This is a genomic window from Micromonospora sp. NPDC005979, assembly GCF_040614415.1.
In the GTDB taxonomy this organism is placed as follows: Bacteria; Actinomycetota; Actinomycetes; order Mycobacteriales; family Micromonosporaceae; genus Micromonospora.
In genome coordinates this window covers 31,544-44,493 of the sequence record NZ_JBEXUR010000002.1, presented here as the reverse complement: position 1 = coordinate 44,493, position 12,950 = coordinate 31,544, and the positions used below count along the sequence as shown (strand labels likewise).

The 12,950-nt window shown below is 71.8% G+C and carries 12 protein-coding genes; 3 read left to right on the top strand and 9 right to left on the bottom strand.

Annotated features, from left to right (window positions below; genetic code table 11):
* Positions 1–87: 87 nt before the first annotated feature.
* The 7 genes from ABZ272_RS03365 to ABZ272_RS03335 form a co-directional block, all read right to left on the bottom strand.
* Positions 88–852 carry a VOC family protein gene (locus tag ABZ272_RS03365; protein WP_355048291.1) on the bottom strand — a complete coding sequence of 255 codons (765 nt, stop codon included), beginning with the start codon at positions 850–852 and terminating at the stop codon, positions 88–90.
* Positions 853–947: 95 nt separating this feature from the next.
* Entirely contained in the window at positions 948–1,685 is a 738-nt protein-coding gene (locus ABZ272_RS03360) for an ABC transporter permease (RefSeq protein WP_355048290.1), read from the bottom strand.
* Between the two features lie 11 nt (positions 1,686–1,696).
* Positions 1,697–2,644 carry an ABC transporter ATP-binding protein gene (locus ABZ272_RS03355; RefSeq protein ID WP_355048289.1) on the bottom strand — a complete coding sequence of 316 codons (948 nt, stop codon included), beginning with the start codon at positions 2,642–2,644 and terminating at the stop codon, positions 1,697–1,699.
* Positions 2,641–2,967: a transcriptional regulator gene (locus tag ABZ272_RS03350; RefSeq protein ID WP_355048288.1), complete on the bottom strand. Its 327-nt coding sequence runs from the start codon at positions 2,965–2,967 to the stop codon at positions 2,641–2,643. The genes ABZ272_RS03355 and ABZ272_RS03350 overlap by 4 nt, the downstream gene beginning before the upstream one ends.
* Entirely contained in the window at positions 2,964–3,605 is a 642-nt protein-coding gene (locus ABZ272_RS03345; protein WP_355048287.1) for a transporter, read from the bottom strand. The genes ABZ272_RS03350 and ABZ272_RS03345 overlap by 4 nt, the downstream gene beginning before the upstream one ends.
* A gap of 335 nt (positions 3,606–3,940) precedes the next feature.
* Positions 3,941–6,178: an AAA family ATPase gene (locus tag ABZ272_RS03340; RefSeq protein WP_355048286.1), complete on the bottom strand. Its 2,238-nt coding sequence runs from the start codon at positions 6,176–6,178 to the stop codon at positions 3,941–3,943.
* Between the two features lie 361 nt (positions 6,179–6,539).
* The gene (locus tag ABZ272_RS03335) at positions 6,540–7,790 is read right to left on the bottom strand and encodes a DUF222 domain-containing protein (protein WP_355048285.1); all 1,251 of its coding nucleotides are present in this window, start codon (positions 7,788–7,790) and stop codon (positions 6,540–6,542) included.
* 387 nt (positions 7,791–8,177) lie between these two features.
* Between ABZ272_RS03335 and ABZ272_RS03330 the strand changes: the two genes are divergently transcribed.
* Positions 8,178–9,029, top strand: a complete 852-nt coding sequence (locus ABZ272_RS03330) for a menaquinone biosynthesis protein (RefSeq protein ID WP_355048284.1) — start codon at positions 8,178–8,180, stop codon at positions 9,027–9,029.
* Between the two features lie 169 nt (positions 9,030–9,198).
* On the opposite strand, the gene ABZ272_RS03325 is transcribed toward ABZ272_RS03330, so the two are convergent.
* Together ABZ272_RS03325 and ABZ272_RS03320 are read right to left on the bottom strand one after the other, a co-directional pair.
* Positions 9,199–10,161 carry a hypothetical protein gene (locus ABZ272_RS03325; RefSeq protein WP_355048283.1) on the bottom strand — a complete coding sequence of 321 codons (963 nt, stop codon included), beginning with the start codon at positions 10,159–10,161 and terminating at the stop codon, positions 9,199–9,201.
* The gene (locus ABZ272_RS03320) at positions 10,161–11,150 is read right to left on the bottom strand and encodes a hypothetical protein (RefSeq protein WP_355048282.1); all 990 of its coding nucleotides are present in this window, start codon (positions 11,148–11,150) and stop codon (positions 10,161–10,163) included. The genes ABZ272_RS03325 and ABZ272_RS03320 overlap by 1 nt, the downstream gene beginning before the upstream one ends.
* A 371-nt stretch (positions 11,151–11,521) precedes the next feature.
* Between ABZ272_RS03320 and paaA the strand changes: the two genes are divergently transcribed.
* Entirely contained in the window at positions 11,522–12,598 is a 1,077-nt protein-coding gene (gene paaA / locus ABZ272_RS03315; protein WP_355048281.1) for a 1,2-phenylacetyl-CoA epoxidase subunit PaaA, read from the top strand.
* On the top strand, positions 12,595–12,882 hold the full coding sequence (gene paaB, locus ABZ272_RS03310) for a 1,2-phenylacetyl-CoA epoxidase subunit PaaB (protein ID WP_266248073.1): 288 nt from the start codon (positions 12,595–12,597) through the stop codon (positions 12,880–12,882). Before paaA ends, paaB begins: the two co-directional genes overlap by 4 nt.
* Positions 12,883–12,950: the final 68 nt, after the last annotated feature.

The following is a 12,950-nucleotide window of genomic DNA, read 5'->3' as shown; positions in this document are numbered from 1 at the left end:
GCGTTGATCATGAGGTTGGCGAGCGACAAACAGGGCGAAGCGGTCGGCCAACCTCATGATCACCGAGGTTGGCCGACGGTCGGTCGGTCAGGGGCCCAGGTCGATGACCGAGAAGAGGGCGCCCTGGGGGTCCCGGAGGGCGGCGAACCGGCCGGTCGGGATGTCGCGCGGTGGCACCAGGATGGTCCCGCCCAGTTCGGCGGCGCGGGCGGCGGCGGCATCCGCGTCGGCCACCGCGAAGTACACCGTCCAGTACGCGGGCAGGTCGGCCGGGTAGCCGTCACCGAGCGGCGGCATCATCCCGGCGACGATCCGCGCTCCGAGCCGCCACCCCGTGTAGGTCATGCCGCCGACCGGCTGCTCGTCCGGCTGCCAGCCGAACACCAGCTCGTAGAAGGCCTTCGCGCCCTCCGGGTCGGGCGTGACCAGCTCGTTCCAGCTCATCGCGCCGGGCACGTTGAACACCTCGGCCCCGGGCATCGCCAGCGGCTGCCAGACGCTGAACGTCGCGCCCGCCGGGTCGGCGAACACGGCCATCCAGCCCCGGTCGAAGACCTCGAACGGCGGTACGACGACCTGCCCGCCGGCCCGTTCGACCCGTCCGGCGGCCAGTTCCGCGTCGTCGGTGGCGATGTACGTCGACCAGATCGGCACCTGGTCCTCGATGGCGGGCGGCCCGACGCCGGCCACCGGCCTGCCGTCGAGCAGGAAGACCGTGTAGCCGCCCGCCTCGGGCTCCGGGGTCACCCGTCCGGTCCAGCCGAACAGTTCGGGGTAGAAGCGCCGCGCGTCGGTCAGGTCCGGGGTGGCCAGGTCGGCCCAGCACGGCGTGCCCGGCGGGACGGTGCTCACGTCAAGACCCCTCTCGGCCGGCGGCCACCTGGCGGGCCCCCTGCGGGAATCCTGGCACCGTCCCGCCGTGGCACGGGGCGGAAACGGACGAATCGTCAGCTGAACCGGCGACCCTCGTCCCGCCGGTACGCCCACGCGGCGAGCGCGGCGAGGAGCACGATCCAGACGGCGAGCATGATCATCGCGAGTGGCTGGACGGGATAGTCGCCGACCGCCGACCACATCAGTTCGGCCGCGCCCCGGGTGGGCAGGAACGGCGCGATGGTCTCGATGAACCCGGGCGCGTCGCCCGGTGCGGAGAGCAGCCCGCCGCCGAACGCGAGCGGCAGGAAGACGACCTGGGCCACCACGATCGCCGCCTTGCTGGGCAGCGAGTAGCCGATGGCGAGACCCATCAGCGTGAACGGCACCGAGATGACGGCCACGGTGACGGCGGTCAGCAGGAACGCCGGCAGGGTGATCCGGGCCGGGGTGAGCGTCGCGCCGATCACCACGACCGGGATCAACGACAGGTACGTCAACGCGAGGCCGGCCAGTACGCGGCCCGCGAACCGGGGCGCGGGCCCGGCCGGCAGGGTTCGGGTGTACGGACTCCACGGCTGGTCGCGGTCCTCGGCGACGCCGACGCCGTACTGGAAGATGTTCGCGCTCATCACCGAGAAGGTGATCATCGACGCGGTGGCGAAGGTGGCGCCGACCGCGTCGTCGCCGGTGAACGGCACCACGAAGAAGATCATGGCGGCGGCGGGGAAGAAGGCGCTGCCGAAGACGGCCACCGGAATCCGGATGGTCTCCAGAAGCTGGTAGCGGGCGTGGACCAGGGCGAGCTGCACGGTGCGCCTCCTCAGACGGCGGTGGGTTGGCCGCTGGTGGCGGCAGCGGGTGGAGCCTGCGACGGCGTGTCCGTCCCGCCAGTGAGGGCTGTGTCCGTCCCGCCGGTGAGGGCGAGGAACGCCTCCTCCAGCGAGGTGGGCCGGACCTCCAGGTCGGTGAAGGCGGCCTGGGAGCGGACCAGCGCGCGGACCAGCTCGTCGGCGTCGGTGGTGAGCAGGTGCAGGCGTCCGTCGACCCGTTCGGCGCGGACGACGCCGGGCAGGTCGGGCAGTTCGTCGATGACCAGGCTGACCCGCCGTACGCCGACGATGCCGCGTACGGCGTCCACGGTGTCGTCGGCGAGCACCCGGCCCTGCCCGATCACCACCACGCGGCGGGCGAGCGCCTCCACCTCCTCCAGGTAGTGGCTGCTCAACAGCACCGTCCCGCCGTCGTCGTGAAAGGCCCGGATCGCGTCCCACAGGGTGTGCCGGGCGGTGACGTCCAGGCCGGTGGTCGGCTCGTCGAGCAGGACGAGTCGGGGCCGGCCGACGAAGGCCAGCGCCACGGCCAGCCGGCGACGCTGGCCGCCGGACAGTCCGCCGGTCTGCCGCCGGGTGAGGTCGCCCAGGCCGAAACGGTCGAGCAGTTCGCCTCGGGGCACCGGGTCGGGGTAGTGGGCGGAGACGAAATCGACGACCTCGCCGACCCGCAGCGTGCCCGGAAGGCCGGTCTCCTGCGGGGTGACGCCGATCTGCCGTCGGGCCGCCGGATCGCGGGGATCGCGACCGTTCAACTCGACCCGCCCGGAGGTGGGTCGGCGGAGACCGACCAGCAGGTTCATCAGGGTGCTCTTGCCGGCGCCGTTGGGGCCGAGTAGGCCGACCAGTTCGCCGGCCCGGACCTCCAGGTCGACGCGGTCGAGGGCGAGGACGTCGCCGTACCGGCGGCTGACCTGGTCGGCGCGGGCGAGGGTCATGACTGCTCCTTCGACGCTGTGGAGTCCAGAGGGGAGGGATCGAGCAGGCTGCGGATCGCTTCGGTGTACTCCTCGAACGCCAGCCGACCGCGCCGGCTGAGCCGGATCAGGGTGGCCGGCGTACGTCCACGGTGGGTCTTGCTGATCTCGACGTAGCCGGCGTCCTCCAGCTTGCGGAGGTGGACGGAGAGGTTGCCGGCGGTCATCGCGAGCAGTTCCTGGAGCCGGGGGAACGTGATTCGGTCGCCGTCGCCGAGCGCGGAGAGCGCGGCGACCACCCGCAGCCGTGCCTGGGCGTGGATGACCGGATCGAGGTCGGTCACGAGCGCCCTCGCTGGCGCAGTCGGGCGATCGCCCCGGCGACCAGGATTCCGACGCCGCCGGCCACCGAGATGACCAGCGCGTGCCAACCCGGCCCGGCGATCGCGCCGACCACGTTGATGACGCTGATCCACACGCCGAGACGGAACAGGTCCCGGTCCAGCCAGATCGCACTGCCGGCCATGTGCAGCGCGCCGGTCAGCCCCACGGCCGCAGCCGACCAGAGCAGACCGGCCAGGTCGTGCGGCAGGTGCTCGGACACCCGGCCGACCGCCGCGTAGACGCTCACCGAACCCAGCGCCCAGGCGCACCCGTACCAGCGGCCACGCACCGCCGAGTCGCCGGACACCTGCCCGTACGCTCGGGCGCCCGCCACCGCCTGGATCACCCCGGCGACGATCAGCAGGGCGAAGAGCACGGTCAGGGGAAGCCAGTCGGGCAGGGCGACCAGCACCCGACCACCCGGCGAGAAGCGCAGGAAGAACAGCCCGAAACCGATCAACCAGGCCACGCCCCACGGCCAGTAGAGCAGCCGGGCGTCGGGCTGTAGGCGGCGCACGGTGGCCGCCCGCTGGTCGTCGATCAGCCGCAGAGCGGTCGCGGCGTCGGAGGGTGGAAGATCGTCGTCGTCGGGCCCCATGCAAACTACTTTACGACGCAAAGTCGAACCCGTGTGCCCCGCGCGCCTGCCCGGTTGCCGACAGTACTGCCACGCGCTGGTGAGGGTCGGTCGACCGGGCGTCGCGGGCGTCGGTGGCGGCATACGCCAGGCGGGGCGGCCATTGCCGCAATCCCCTTTGCTCTGCTTCAGCGGAGGAAACACCTGGTGTCCGATTACCGGACGTCAGGTGTTTCCTGGGTTGAAGCAGAGCAAAGGACGCCCGAACATCCCAGGCTTGCGTCCGCGAGCGACGCCAACAGCCGCTCCGTCAGCGGCTTGCCCGCGTCCGACGCCCCGGCACCGACGCCAGGGACCTACCGCGGCACCGGCGTCAGCGGTGTGGCCTGCGGCGCGGTCAGCAGCGGCGCGGGCAGCGGTTCGGTGTGCAGCACCGACAACCGGGACACCGCGCGGGTGAGCACCACGTACAGCCGGTGCAGCCCGCGCGGCTCGGCCGCGACGATCGCGGCCGGCTCGACCACCACCACGTGGTCGTACTCCAGGCCCTTGACCAGCGTCGCGGGCACCACGGTGACCCGCTGGGCGGCCGTGACGTCGTCGGCGGTCGCGCTGGCGACGCCGACGGCGGCCAGCGCCGCGCGCAGCCCCTCGACCGCGTCATCCGCGGCGATCACGCCGACCGACCCGTCGTGCGCGAGCGCCGCGCGCACCTCGGCGACCGTGGCGGCGGTCAGGTCGGCCACGGTACGCACGTCCAGGCCGCCGTCGTGACGCAGCGACTCCGCCGGGGGTACGTCCACCGCGAGCGCCGGCAACAGCAGGTTGGCGAAGGCCACGACCGCGGCGGGCACCCGGAAGCCGACCGTCAGCGGGACCACCACCGCGTCCGGCTTGCCCAGGTGTGTCAGGGACTCCCGCCAGTCGGTCGCCGCCCACGGCGCGGTGCCCTGCGCGAGGTCACCAAGGAGCGTGATCGACCCGTGCTCACTGCGCCGGGCGATTGCCCGACACTGCATGGGGGACAGGTCCTGCGCCTCGTCCACCACCACGTGCCCGAACCCGGAAGGCCGCTCCAACAGCCCGGTCGCCTCGTCGACGAGCACGGCGTCCGCGGCGGTCCAGCGGGTGGCCTTCGGGGTACGCGCCGGCTTCGCCCAGACCAGCAGCTCCTGCTCGGTGTCGTTGAGCAGCCCGTCGGCGGCGGCGGCGAGGCGGACCGGGTCGGCGAGCAGGCCGTGCACCAGACCTTCCGGGGTGAGCGCCGGCCAGACCGTATCCAGGAAGTCCACCACTGCCCGACACCGGGCCATCCGGCGCAGCCACGCGTCGCCCGGCGACTCGGCCCGCCGCGCCTCGGCCTGCCGTTGCAGCAGACTCACGACCCGCGCCCGGACCCGCTCCCGACCGGTGCCGTACGGCAGCCCCTCCCGTCGGGTCTCCTCGACGATCCGGTGCAGCGGCTCCAGCCCGATCCGCCACCGGAACGAGCCGTCGGAGACGGTGATCGAGTCGGTTGGCGTACCAATGTGGGCCTGCACCGCCCTGCGCAGCACGGTCGCCATCCGCGCGTCGTGCTTCAGCGCGGCGGCGGCCGGCGTCTCCACCGCCCGCACCGTAACCCGCGAGATCAACTCCTCCACGGTGGCCTGCTCGACCTCGACCTCGCCGAGGGCCGGCAGCACCGCCGCGATGTACGACAGGAACGCCCGGTTCGGCCCCACGATCAGAACACCCGCCCGACGCAACCGCTCCCGGTGCAGGTAGAGCAGGTACGCGGCCCGGTGCAGGCCGACGGCCGTCTTCCCGGTGCCCGGTGCCCCCTGCACACAGATCGAGTCGGCCAGGTCGGCCCGGACCAGCTCGTCCTGCTCCGGCTGAATGGTGGCGACGATGTCGCGCATCGGCCCCACGCGCGGTCGCTCGATCTCGGCCGTGAGGATCCGGCTCGCCGTACCCAGCTCCTCGCCCCGGTCCAGCCGCTCGTCCTCGAAGCTGGTCAACACCCCGTTGCTGAACCCGAACCGCCGCCGCACCGCGACACCCTGCGGGTCGCGAGCGCTGGCCCGGTAGAACGACCGGGAGACCGGCGCCCGCCAGTCCAGCACCAGCGGCTCACCAAGCTCATCGGTGACATGCCGTCGCCCCACGTGGTACCGCCGACCAGCATGCTCGCTGCCGGCGCTGCCGCTGCCGCTGCCGCTGCCGCTGCCGCTGCCGGCGCTGCCGCTGCCGCTGCCGGCACTCCTGCTTGCGGCGCTGCTGCCGCTGGCCGGGTTGCTGGTGGTCGGGCTGTTGCTGGTTGCCTGCGTCGGGCCGGTTGCGGTGTCTTCGTCTGGTGCATGTCCGCCGAATTCGAGGCGGCCGAAGAACAGTGGAGTGGTGGGGTCGTCGGCCAGTTCGGCGACCCGGCGGGCGAGTGTGCGGCCGAGGGTCTCCGCCGCGTAGGGGTCGCCGGCGACCTGGGCGCCGGTGGAGAAGAGGGCTTCGGCCCGCTCCCGCATCCGCCGCAGGGCCACGCGCGAGGTGGCCAGGTGAGTGCGTTCGGCCGCGAGATCCGTGTCGAGATCCGTGTCGAGGTCAGGTGCGGGCATGCTGACGTCCCATCGTTCACATCTGCTGCTCGCTCGCGTTTCCGGGGGCGGATGGCCGACCTCCCGGCGCGACGACGTCCGTTGCGGTGCAGCTCACCTCGGCCGTCAAGCGGGCTGCAACCCTACGCCTTTCTCGCCACCCCTTCCACCGAATTACCGAGCCAACCACCCGGACGAGTCGGCGCGTCGTGGACCGGTTTGATAGCTCGCCCCGAGCCCGCGCGACAGCGGGCCGCCTGCCGCGGCCGCGCTGCGAGCGGGAGCGTCGCCTTGTCGTGGCGTTCCCCGAACACGTGCTCACGAAGGACGAGCACGTCGTGCTGTGGGTGCCGTGACGGGTGGCGGGATGAACCGCTTGTACTCAGCAGCGCCGGTGGTAAAGGTTGCGGCGTGGGGCGCGCAGCGGGTCCAGCCAGGCGGGCGGGAGGAATTCGGGCTGGCCGTCCGACGCGATGCGGACGGCCCAGTCGCCCTGATGCAGAAGCCGGTGATGATGCCCGCAGAGCAGGACCGCGTTGCCCAGGGTCGTGGTGCCGCCGTCGGCCCAGTGGCGCACATGGTGGCCGTCGCACCAACGGGATGGCCGGTCGCAGCCGGGAAAGGCGCAGCCGCCGTCGCGTAGCACCAGCGCGCGCCGCAGCGGACCGGTGAAGAGTCGGCGCTGACGCCCGACGTCCAGGATCTGGCTGTTGCCGTTCAGGACTGCCGGCAGCGCGGCGGCATCGCAGGCCAGGCGGCGGACCGCGCCCGGCGTGAGACGCACTCCGGTGTCCAGGGTGCCCGCGCCGACCTCGTTGACCAGCGCGTCGAGCGCCATGGTGACGACCAGTTGCGGCCGGTCTCCACCGTTGTCGGGCAGGTGGCCGCTGCGCAGTGCCAGCCGGCAGATCTCGCCGAGTGCGTCGGCTCTGCGTTGGCCCGGGCTGCGGTCGTCGTGCTCACCGGCCGGAGCGCAGAGCGGATCGATGGCCTCCCGCAGCAGGCTCGCGGTCCCGGTGTCGAGGTTGCCGGTGAGGCGTACCTGCCCGTCCTTCGGCTCCGAGAGGGTGACGTGCCGGCGAGCCTCGGCCCGCTCGGCGGCCCGGTCGAGGGCCGCCAGCTCGGCCTCGTCGGCCAGGTCGGGCGCGACGTGCGCGAGGACGCGTTCGCCGAGGCGACTCAGGGTGGTCGGATCGAAGCGGTCGGCCCAGGCGATCAGCAACTCGGTTGCCTTCTCTGCCACCTCCGGGCCGGCCTCGACGGGAAGAGCCGCGATCGTCTCCGCCACCACCTTGCCCTGCTCCACGGTGAGGTTGCCGTCGAGCAGGGCGGTGCGGACCGTCGGCGGCGCCGCGTCGATGGTGGCGGCGAGCTGGACCAACTGGCGGGCCGACCGCCCGGACAACCGCAGCCGTTCCCGTAACCAGACGGCGGTCGACGATGCGCCCTGGGCGACCGCGAGACCACGGCCGTCGAGCTCGCGCACGAGAGCGAGCTGGATGGTTGCCAGGCGCTGCGCCAGGGCGTGCGACGCCTCCAGCGCCGCGAGCAGTTCGTCGTCGGGAAGGGCCCATGGCGCGGTGTCGGCGCAGGCGTCGACACCGCCACCCGCCTGCGCCAACGCCCTCAACATGGACCAACACTAGAACAGGTGTACGATACTTTCGTTCCGAAGGATCGCCCTGTGGACAACCGTTTTCGGCGGCACCGCATCTCCGCCGCGCGGTCCTGCGCCGGGCGGCCATGCCCCATATGCCCCGTGACGCGTGGCGGCACGGCCTCACCCTGTGTGGCGGACGCGGCGGCGCGGCGGGCCGGTCGTCGCGCGGGCGGCCCGCCGGCCCGACGGTGACGTGGCTGGCCGAGACCCGCAGGGCGGGTGGACGCGCAGCCTACCGAACGTGGGTGGCCGGCTGTGACGTCGTCGGAGCGCCCGCGATCGGCTGGGGTCGGGTGCGGGGTTGGCCACTCCGGGCCGGCCCGCCGGGCTGGATCCCGAGGCCGGGGATACGGTCGGGTCATGGTTGAGCGCGTCGCACGCCCGCGGGTCGGGCACATCCAGTTCCTGAACTGCCTGCCGATCTACTGGGGCCTGATGCGCTCGGGCAGCCTGCTCGACGTCGACCTGCACAAGGACTCCCCGGACCGGCTGAGCGCGGCGCTGGTGGCCGGCGACCTCGACATCGGTCCGATCACGCTGATGGAGTACCTGAAGCACACCGACGAGCTGCTCCTCCTGCCGGACCTGGCGGTCGGCAGCGACGGGCCGGTGCTCTCGGTCAACATGGTCTCCACGCGGCCCCTCGCCGAGCTGGACGGCGCCCGCGTTGCGCTCGGCTCGACGTCGCGGACCGGCGTGATGCTGGCGCAGTTGCTGCTCACCGAGCGGTACGAGGTGCGGCCCGAGTACTTCCGCTGCCCTCCGGACCTCACCCAGATGCTGCTGGAGGCCGACGCCGGGGTCCTGATCGGGGACGTGGCGCTGCGGGCGTACTACGAGGCGCCGTTGCGGGGCCTCACCGTGACCGATCTGGGGCAGGCCTGGCGGGACTGGAGCGGGCTGCCGATGGTCTTCGCCGTCTGGGCGGTCCGCCGCGACTTCGCGGCCGCGCACCCGGGCCTGGTCAAGGAGGTGCACGAGGCGTTCCTGCGCTCGCGCGACCTCTGCCTCTCCGAGCTGGACCAGGTCGCCGAGGCGGCGGCGCGTTGGGAGGCGTTCGACGCCGCGACGCTGGCCAGGTACTTCCGGGCCCTGGACTTCTCGCTCGGCGAGCGGCAGGTCGCCGGGCTGCGCGAGTTCGCCCGGCGGGTCGCCGCGCTCGGCGAGGTCCCGGCGCTGCCCGCCGACGGCCCGGAGTTCTTCGCCGGCTGATCACCCGGCGAGTCCGAGAGGAAGCCGCGAAGCCGCCGCGCCGCGAAGCCGCCGCGCCGCGAAGGACGCTGAGCGCCGCGAAATGGACGGAGCGCCGCTCTGCAGGACAGAGCGGCGAGCGCCGCTCTGCAGGACAGAGCGGCGCTCGGATGCGGAAGGGCAGCCGCCGTCAGGTGCCGGGGCGCAGCAGCGCCTCGGTGATCTTCTGGCAGTTCTTCATGCCGTACTCGTAGCCCATGTTGATCGGGTAGCGGACCATCACGCCCATCGTCCAGGTGTCGCCGATGGCCAGGCAGTTGATGTGCATCTCCTGCTCGGCGGTCCGGTCGATCCACCCGTTCTTGATGGCGATCTGCTTCTGCTGCGCGGGCGGGAACGCCTTACGGATGCCGAAGTCTCCCGCGCCCCGGACCAGCTTCATCTCGTTGAGCAGCCACTTGGTCCACTTCGGCCCGGCGGCGGTGCCGGTGGCGATGCAGTTGCCCAGTCGCGCGGTGTCGCGGGGGGAGAGCGCGGTACGGGACCAACCCTTGTCCGGGGCGACGCTGCTGTCGGTCAGCTTGCACATAGAGAGCAGCCGTCGGATCGAGGCGTCCCGGCCGACCGAGTTGTAGAACTGCTCGGCCCGCGTGTTGTCGCTGTCCCGGATGATGCGGGTGGCGTCGGCGAGCTTCGCGTCGCTCGGTGTCTGGCCGGCCTCGGCGGCGCGGCGCAGGTAGTCGGCGACGATCCAGGACTTGATCAGCGAGGCGGTGGTGCTGGTCTCGCCCATGTTCTTCGAACCGATGATCTTTCCGGTCCGACGGTCGAGGACGCTCCAGGAGTACCAGCCCTCGATGTCGAGGTCGAGGTTCTTGGCCTGGAACGGCAGCGGCGTCAGCGAAGGGCTGGGGCTGGGGCTCGGCGGGGCCGGCTGGCGGGCGCTGCGGTCGGTGGCCGCGTTGGTGGACCGGTCGCTGGTCGTCGCCTCGGAGTCGCCCCACTTGGCGGCGGCGGCCGACTCGAACGGCGACCCGGGCAGCAGGCGTAGCGAGACCAGCACCAGCCCGATGAGGATGACCGCGACGGCGATCAGGCGCAGCGGCGAGGTCTCGCCTGCACCGCGTCGATCGGCACGCCGGTTCCCGGCCATCAGAGCTTCCCGACCGGCTGCTGCGGCACCTTGAGCGCGGCGCCGGGCTGCGGGGTGACCAGTTGGGTGGCGACGCTGGCGCAGACCTTCGCGCCGTAGTCCAGCCCTAGCTTGATCGAGTAGCGCAGCATCACCGCGAGACTCCACTTCCCGTTGACCGCGAGGCAGTTGACGTGCCAGTTTCCGTCGGAGGCAATCGGTGTCCAGCCGTTCTTCATGCTGACCGGCCCCTGCGCGGTGATCGACTTGGGTAGACCGTCGATGATCCCCCAGCGGCCGCCACCGGAAGTGGCCCGCTGGTTGTCGGTGGTGCCGCGGACCTTGGCCATCTGGTCCAGCACCCACTTTGTCCACTTCGGGCCGGCGGCCTTACCGTCGGCGATGCAGTCGCCGAGCCGGACGGCGTCGCGCGGGGACATCCGGGTGAAGCTCCAGTAGCCGGTGTAGGGCTCGGTGTTGCCGCGCTTGGTGTCGGTCAGGCCGCAAGTCTTGATCGCCCGCTGGATCACCGGGTCCGGGATGCTGCTCCTCGACGGCTTGTACGACCCGCCCGCGGCGGCGTAGACCTTGTTGGCCGCGCCGTCGTTGCTGTCGATGATGGCGAGGCTGGCCGCCTGCTTCAGCGCGGCCGGCGGCTCCCTGTCCTTGAGCTGGCGCAGGTAGTCGGAGACGATCCACGCCTTGATCATCGATTCCGTGGAGCTGGTCGCGCTCATGTTCGACGATCCGGAGACCTTGCCGGTCTTCCGGTCGAGCAGCGCCCACGAGAAGAATTCGCCCTTGAACGCCACCGACACGCGGCCCGCGGCCAGCGTGGGAGGTGGTGGCGGGGCCGGCGCGGGCGCGGCGACGCTGCTGGCGGTGGTGCCGCCACCACCGCCGCCTTCGCCGGCGTCGCTGGACAGTCGGGCGTACGCGGTGGGGACCAGGAGGACGCCACCGAGAATCACCGCCACGACGGCGAACACCATGGTCACGCGAGATCGCATGAGTTGGGTGAGCTCCAGATGTCAGGGCCGGGGGGACCGGCTTCGTTGTCCGGGGCGACCGGTGCGTGCGCCGAGGCCGGGGGAGATGGCCTCTGTGGAGCCGGCGTGGGGGCAGCCGATCGTGTGACCGGCAGAAGTCTACGTCCGGACGCGCCGATCGCCAGAGGTCGACACCAGGCAACGTGCGAAATCGGGAGAAAGTCCCAAAGCTTTGCGGCTTATGAGAGGTTTGACCTCCTTTCCGTGAGCCAGGTCATAAACGCCGAGGTCGCGGTGGGTAGCGGAGATCTGCCCATCGGTGACGGAACGTCACTCGGGTTTCCTGTTACACCCCCTAGTGCATTCGGGCGCAAGCTGTAACACTTGTCCTCATGTATGGCAACGACTTCTCCGCACCCGGCGACGCACCGGACGACGCGCCCGGCGCGGGCCTGCTCGGCGAGGTCGAAGCGGCCGAGGCCGAGCTGCGCGCCGCCGCCGCTCGTCAACGGCGCGGCGGCCCGGCGCCGGACGAGGATCTGGCGGCCTACTTCGCCGAGGTGGTCGACGCGGAGCAGAAGATCGAGCCGCGCGACTGGATGCCCGAGGCGTACCGGCGGACACTGATCCGGCAGATCGCGCAGCACGCCCACTCCGAGATCATCGGCATGCAGCCCGAGGGCAACTGGATCAGTCGGGCGCCCTCGCTCAAGCGCAAGGCGATCCTGCTGGCCAAGGTCCAGGACGAGGCGGGCCACGGCCTCTACCTCTACGCCGCCGCCGAGACCCTCGGCATCAGCCGCGACGAACTGGTCCGGCTGCTGCTCGACGGCCGGCAGAAGTACAGCTCGATCTTCAACTACCCCACCCTGACCTGGGCCGACGTGGGCGCGATCGGTTGGCTGGTGGATGGTGCGGCAATCGTCAACCAGGTGCCCCTGTGCCGGTGCTCCTACGGGCCGTACGCCCGGGCGATGATCCGGGTCTGCAAGGAGGAGTCGTTCCACCAGCGCCAGGGGTACGAGATCCTGCACACCCTCGCGCACGGCACCCCGGCGCAGAAGGCCATGGCCCAGGACGCCGTCGACCGCTGGTGGTACCCGTCGCTGGCCATGTTCGGTCCGCCGGACGGCGACTCCACCCACTCCGCCCAGTCGATGGCCTGGAAGATCAAGCGCTTCTCCAACGACGACCTGCGCCAGCGCTTCGTCGACATGTGCGTCCAGCAGGCGGAGATCCTCGGGCTGCGCATCCCCGACGACCTGCGCTGGAACGAGGAACGGCAGGCGTACGACTACACGCAGCCCGACTATGACGAGCTGATGCAGGTCATCAAGGGCAACGGGCCGTGCAACCGGGAGCGGATGGCGCACCGCCGGGCCGCCCACGCCGACGGCGCATGGGTACGCGAGGCCGCCGCGGCCTACGCCGCCAAGCGAGCCGACACGAGGGAGAAGGTGGCCGCGTGAGCAACGAACACTCGCCTCTCTGGGAGGTCTTCGTCCGGGCGCGGCGGGGCCTGTCGCACACCCACGTCGGCAGCCTGCACGCCCCGGACGCCGAACTGGCCCTGCGCAACGCCCGTGACCTCTACACCCGCCGCCAGGAGGGCGTGTCGATCTGGGTGGTGCCGGCGGGCGCGATCACCGCGTCCAGCCCGGACGAAAAGGACGCCTTCTTCGACCCGGCCGCCGACAAGGTCTACCGCCACCCCACGTTCTACGAGGTACCGGACGGGGTGGCGCACCTGTGAGCGAGCGGAGCGAGCGAACCAGCCAGCCCAGCAACGGGGCGCTTCGCGCCTCCGCCGAGCGGAGCGAG

Bases quoted from the DNA above. Each gene is read 5' to 3' on its own strand.
- ABZ272_RS03325 (WP_355048283.1), bottom strand. From the start codon at position 10,161: ATGGCCGGGAACCGGCGTGCCGATCGACGCGGTGCAGGCGAGACCTCG.
- ABZ272_RS03345 (WP_355048287.1), bottom strand. From the start codon at position 3,605: ATGGGGCCCGACGACGACGATCTTCCACCCTCCGACGCCGCGACCGCT.
- paaA (WP_355048281.1), top strand. From the start codon at position 11,522: ATGTATGGCAACGACTTCTCCGCACCCGGCGACGCACCGGACGACGCG.
- ABZ272_RS03355 (WP_355048289.1), bottom strand. From the start codon at position 2,644: ATGACCCTCGCCCGCGCCGACCAGGTCAGCCGCCGGTACGGCGACGTC.
- ABZ272_RS03330 (WP_355048284.1), top strand. From the start codon at position 8,178: ATGGTTGAGCGCGTCGCACGCCCGCGGGTCGGGCACATCCAGTTCCTG.
- ABZ272_RS03320 (WP_355048282.1), bottom strand. From the start codon at position 11,150: ATGCGATCTCGCGTGACCATGGTGTTCGCCGTCGTGGCGGTGATTCTC.
- ABZ272_RS03340 (WP_355048286.1), bottom strand. From the start codon at position 6,178: ATGCCCGCACCTGACCTCGACACGGATCTCGACACGGATCTCGCGGCC.
- ABZ272_RS03335 (WP_355048285.1), bottom strand. From the start codon at position 7,790: ATGTTGAGGGCGTTGGCGCAGGCGGGTGGCGGTGTCGACGCCTGCGCC.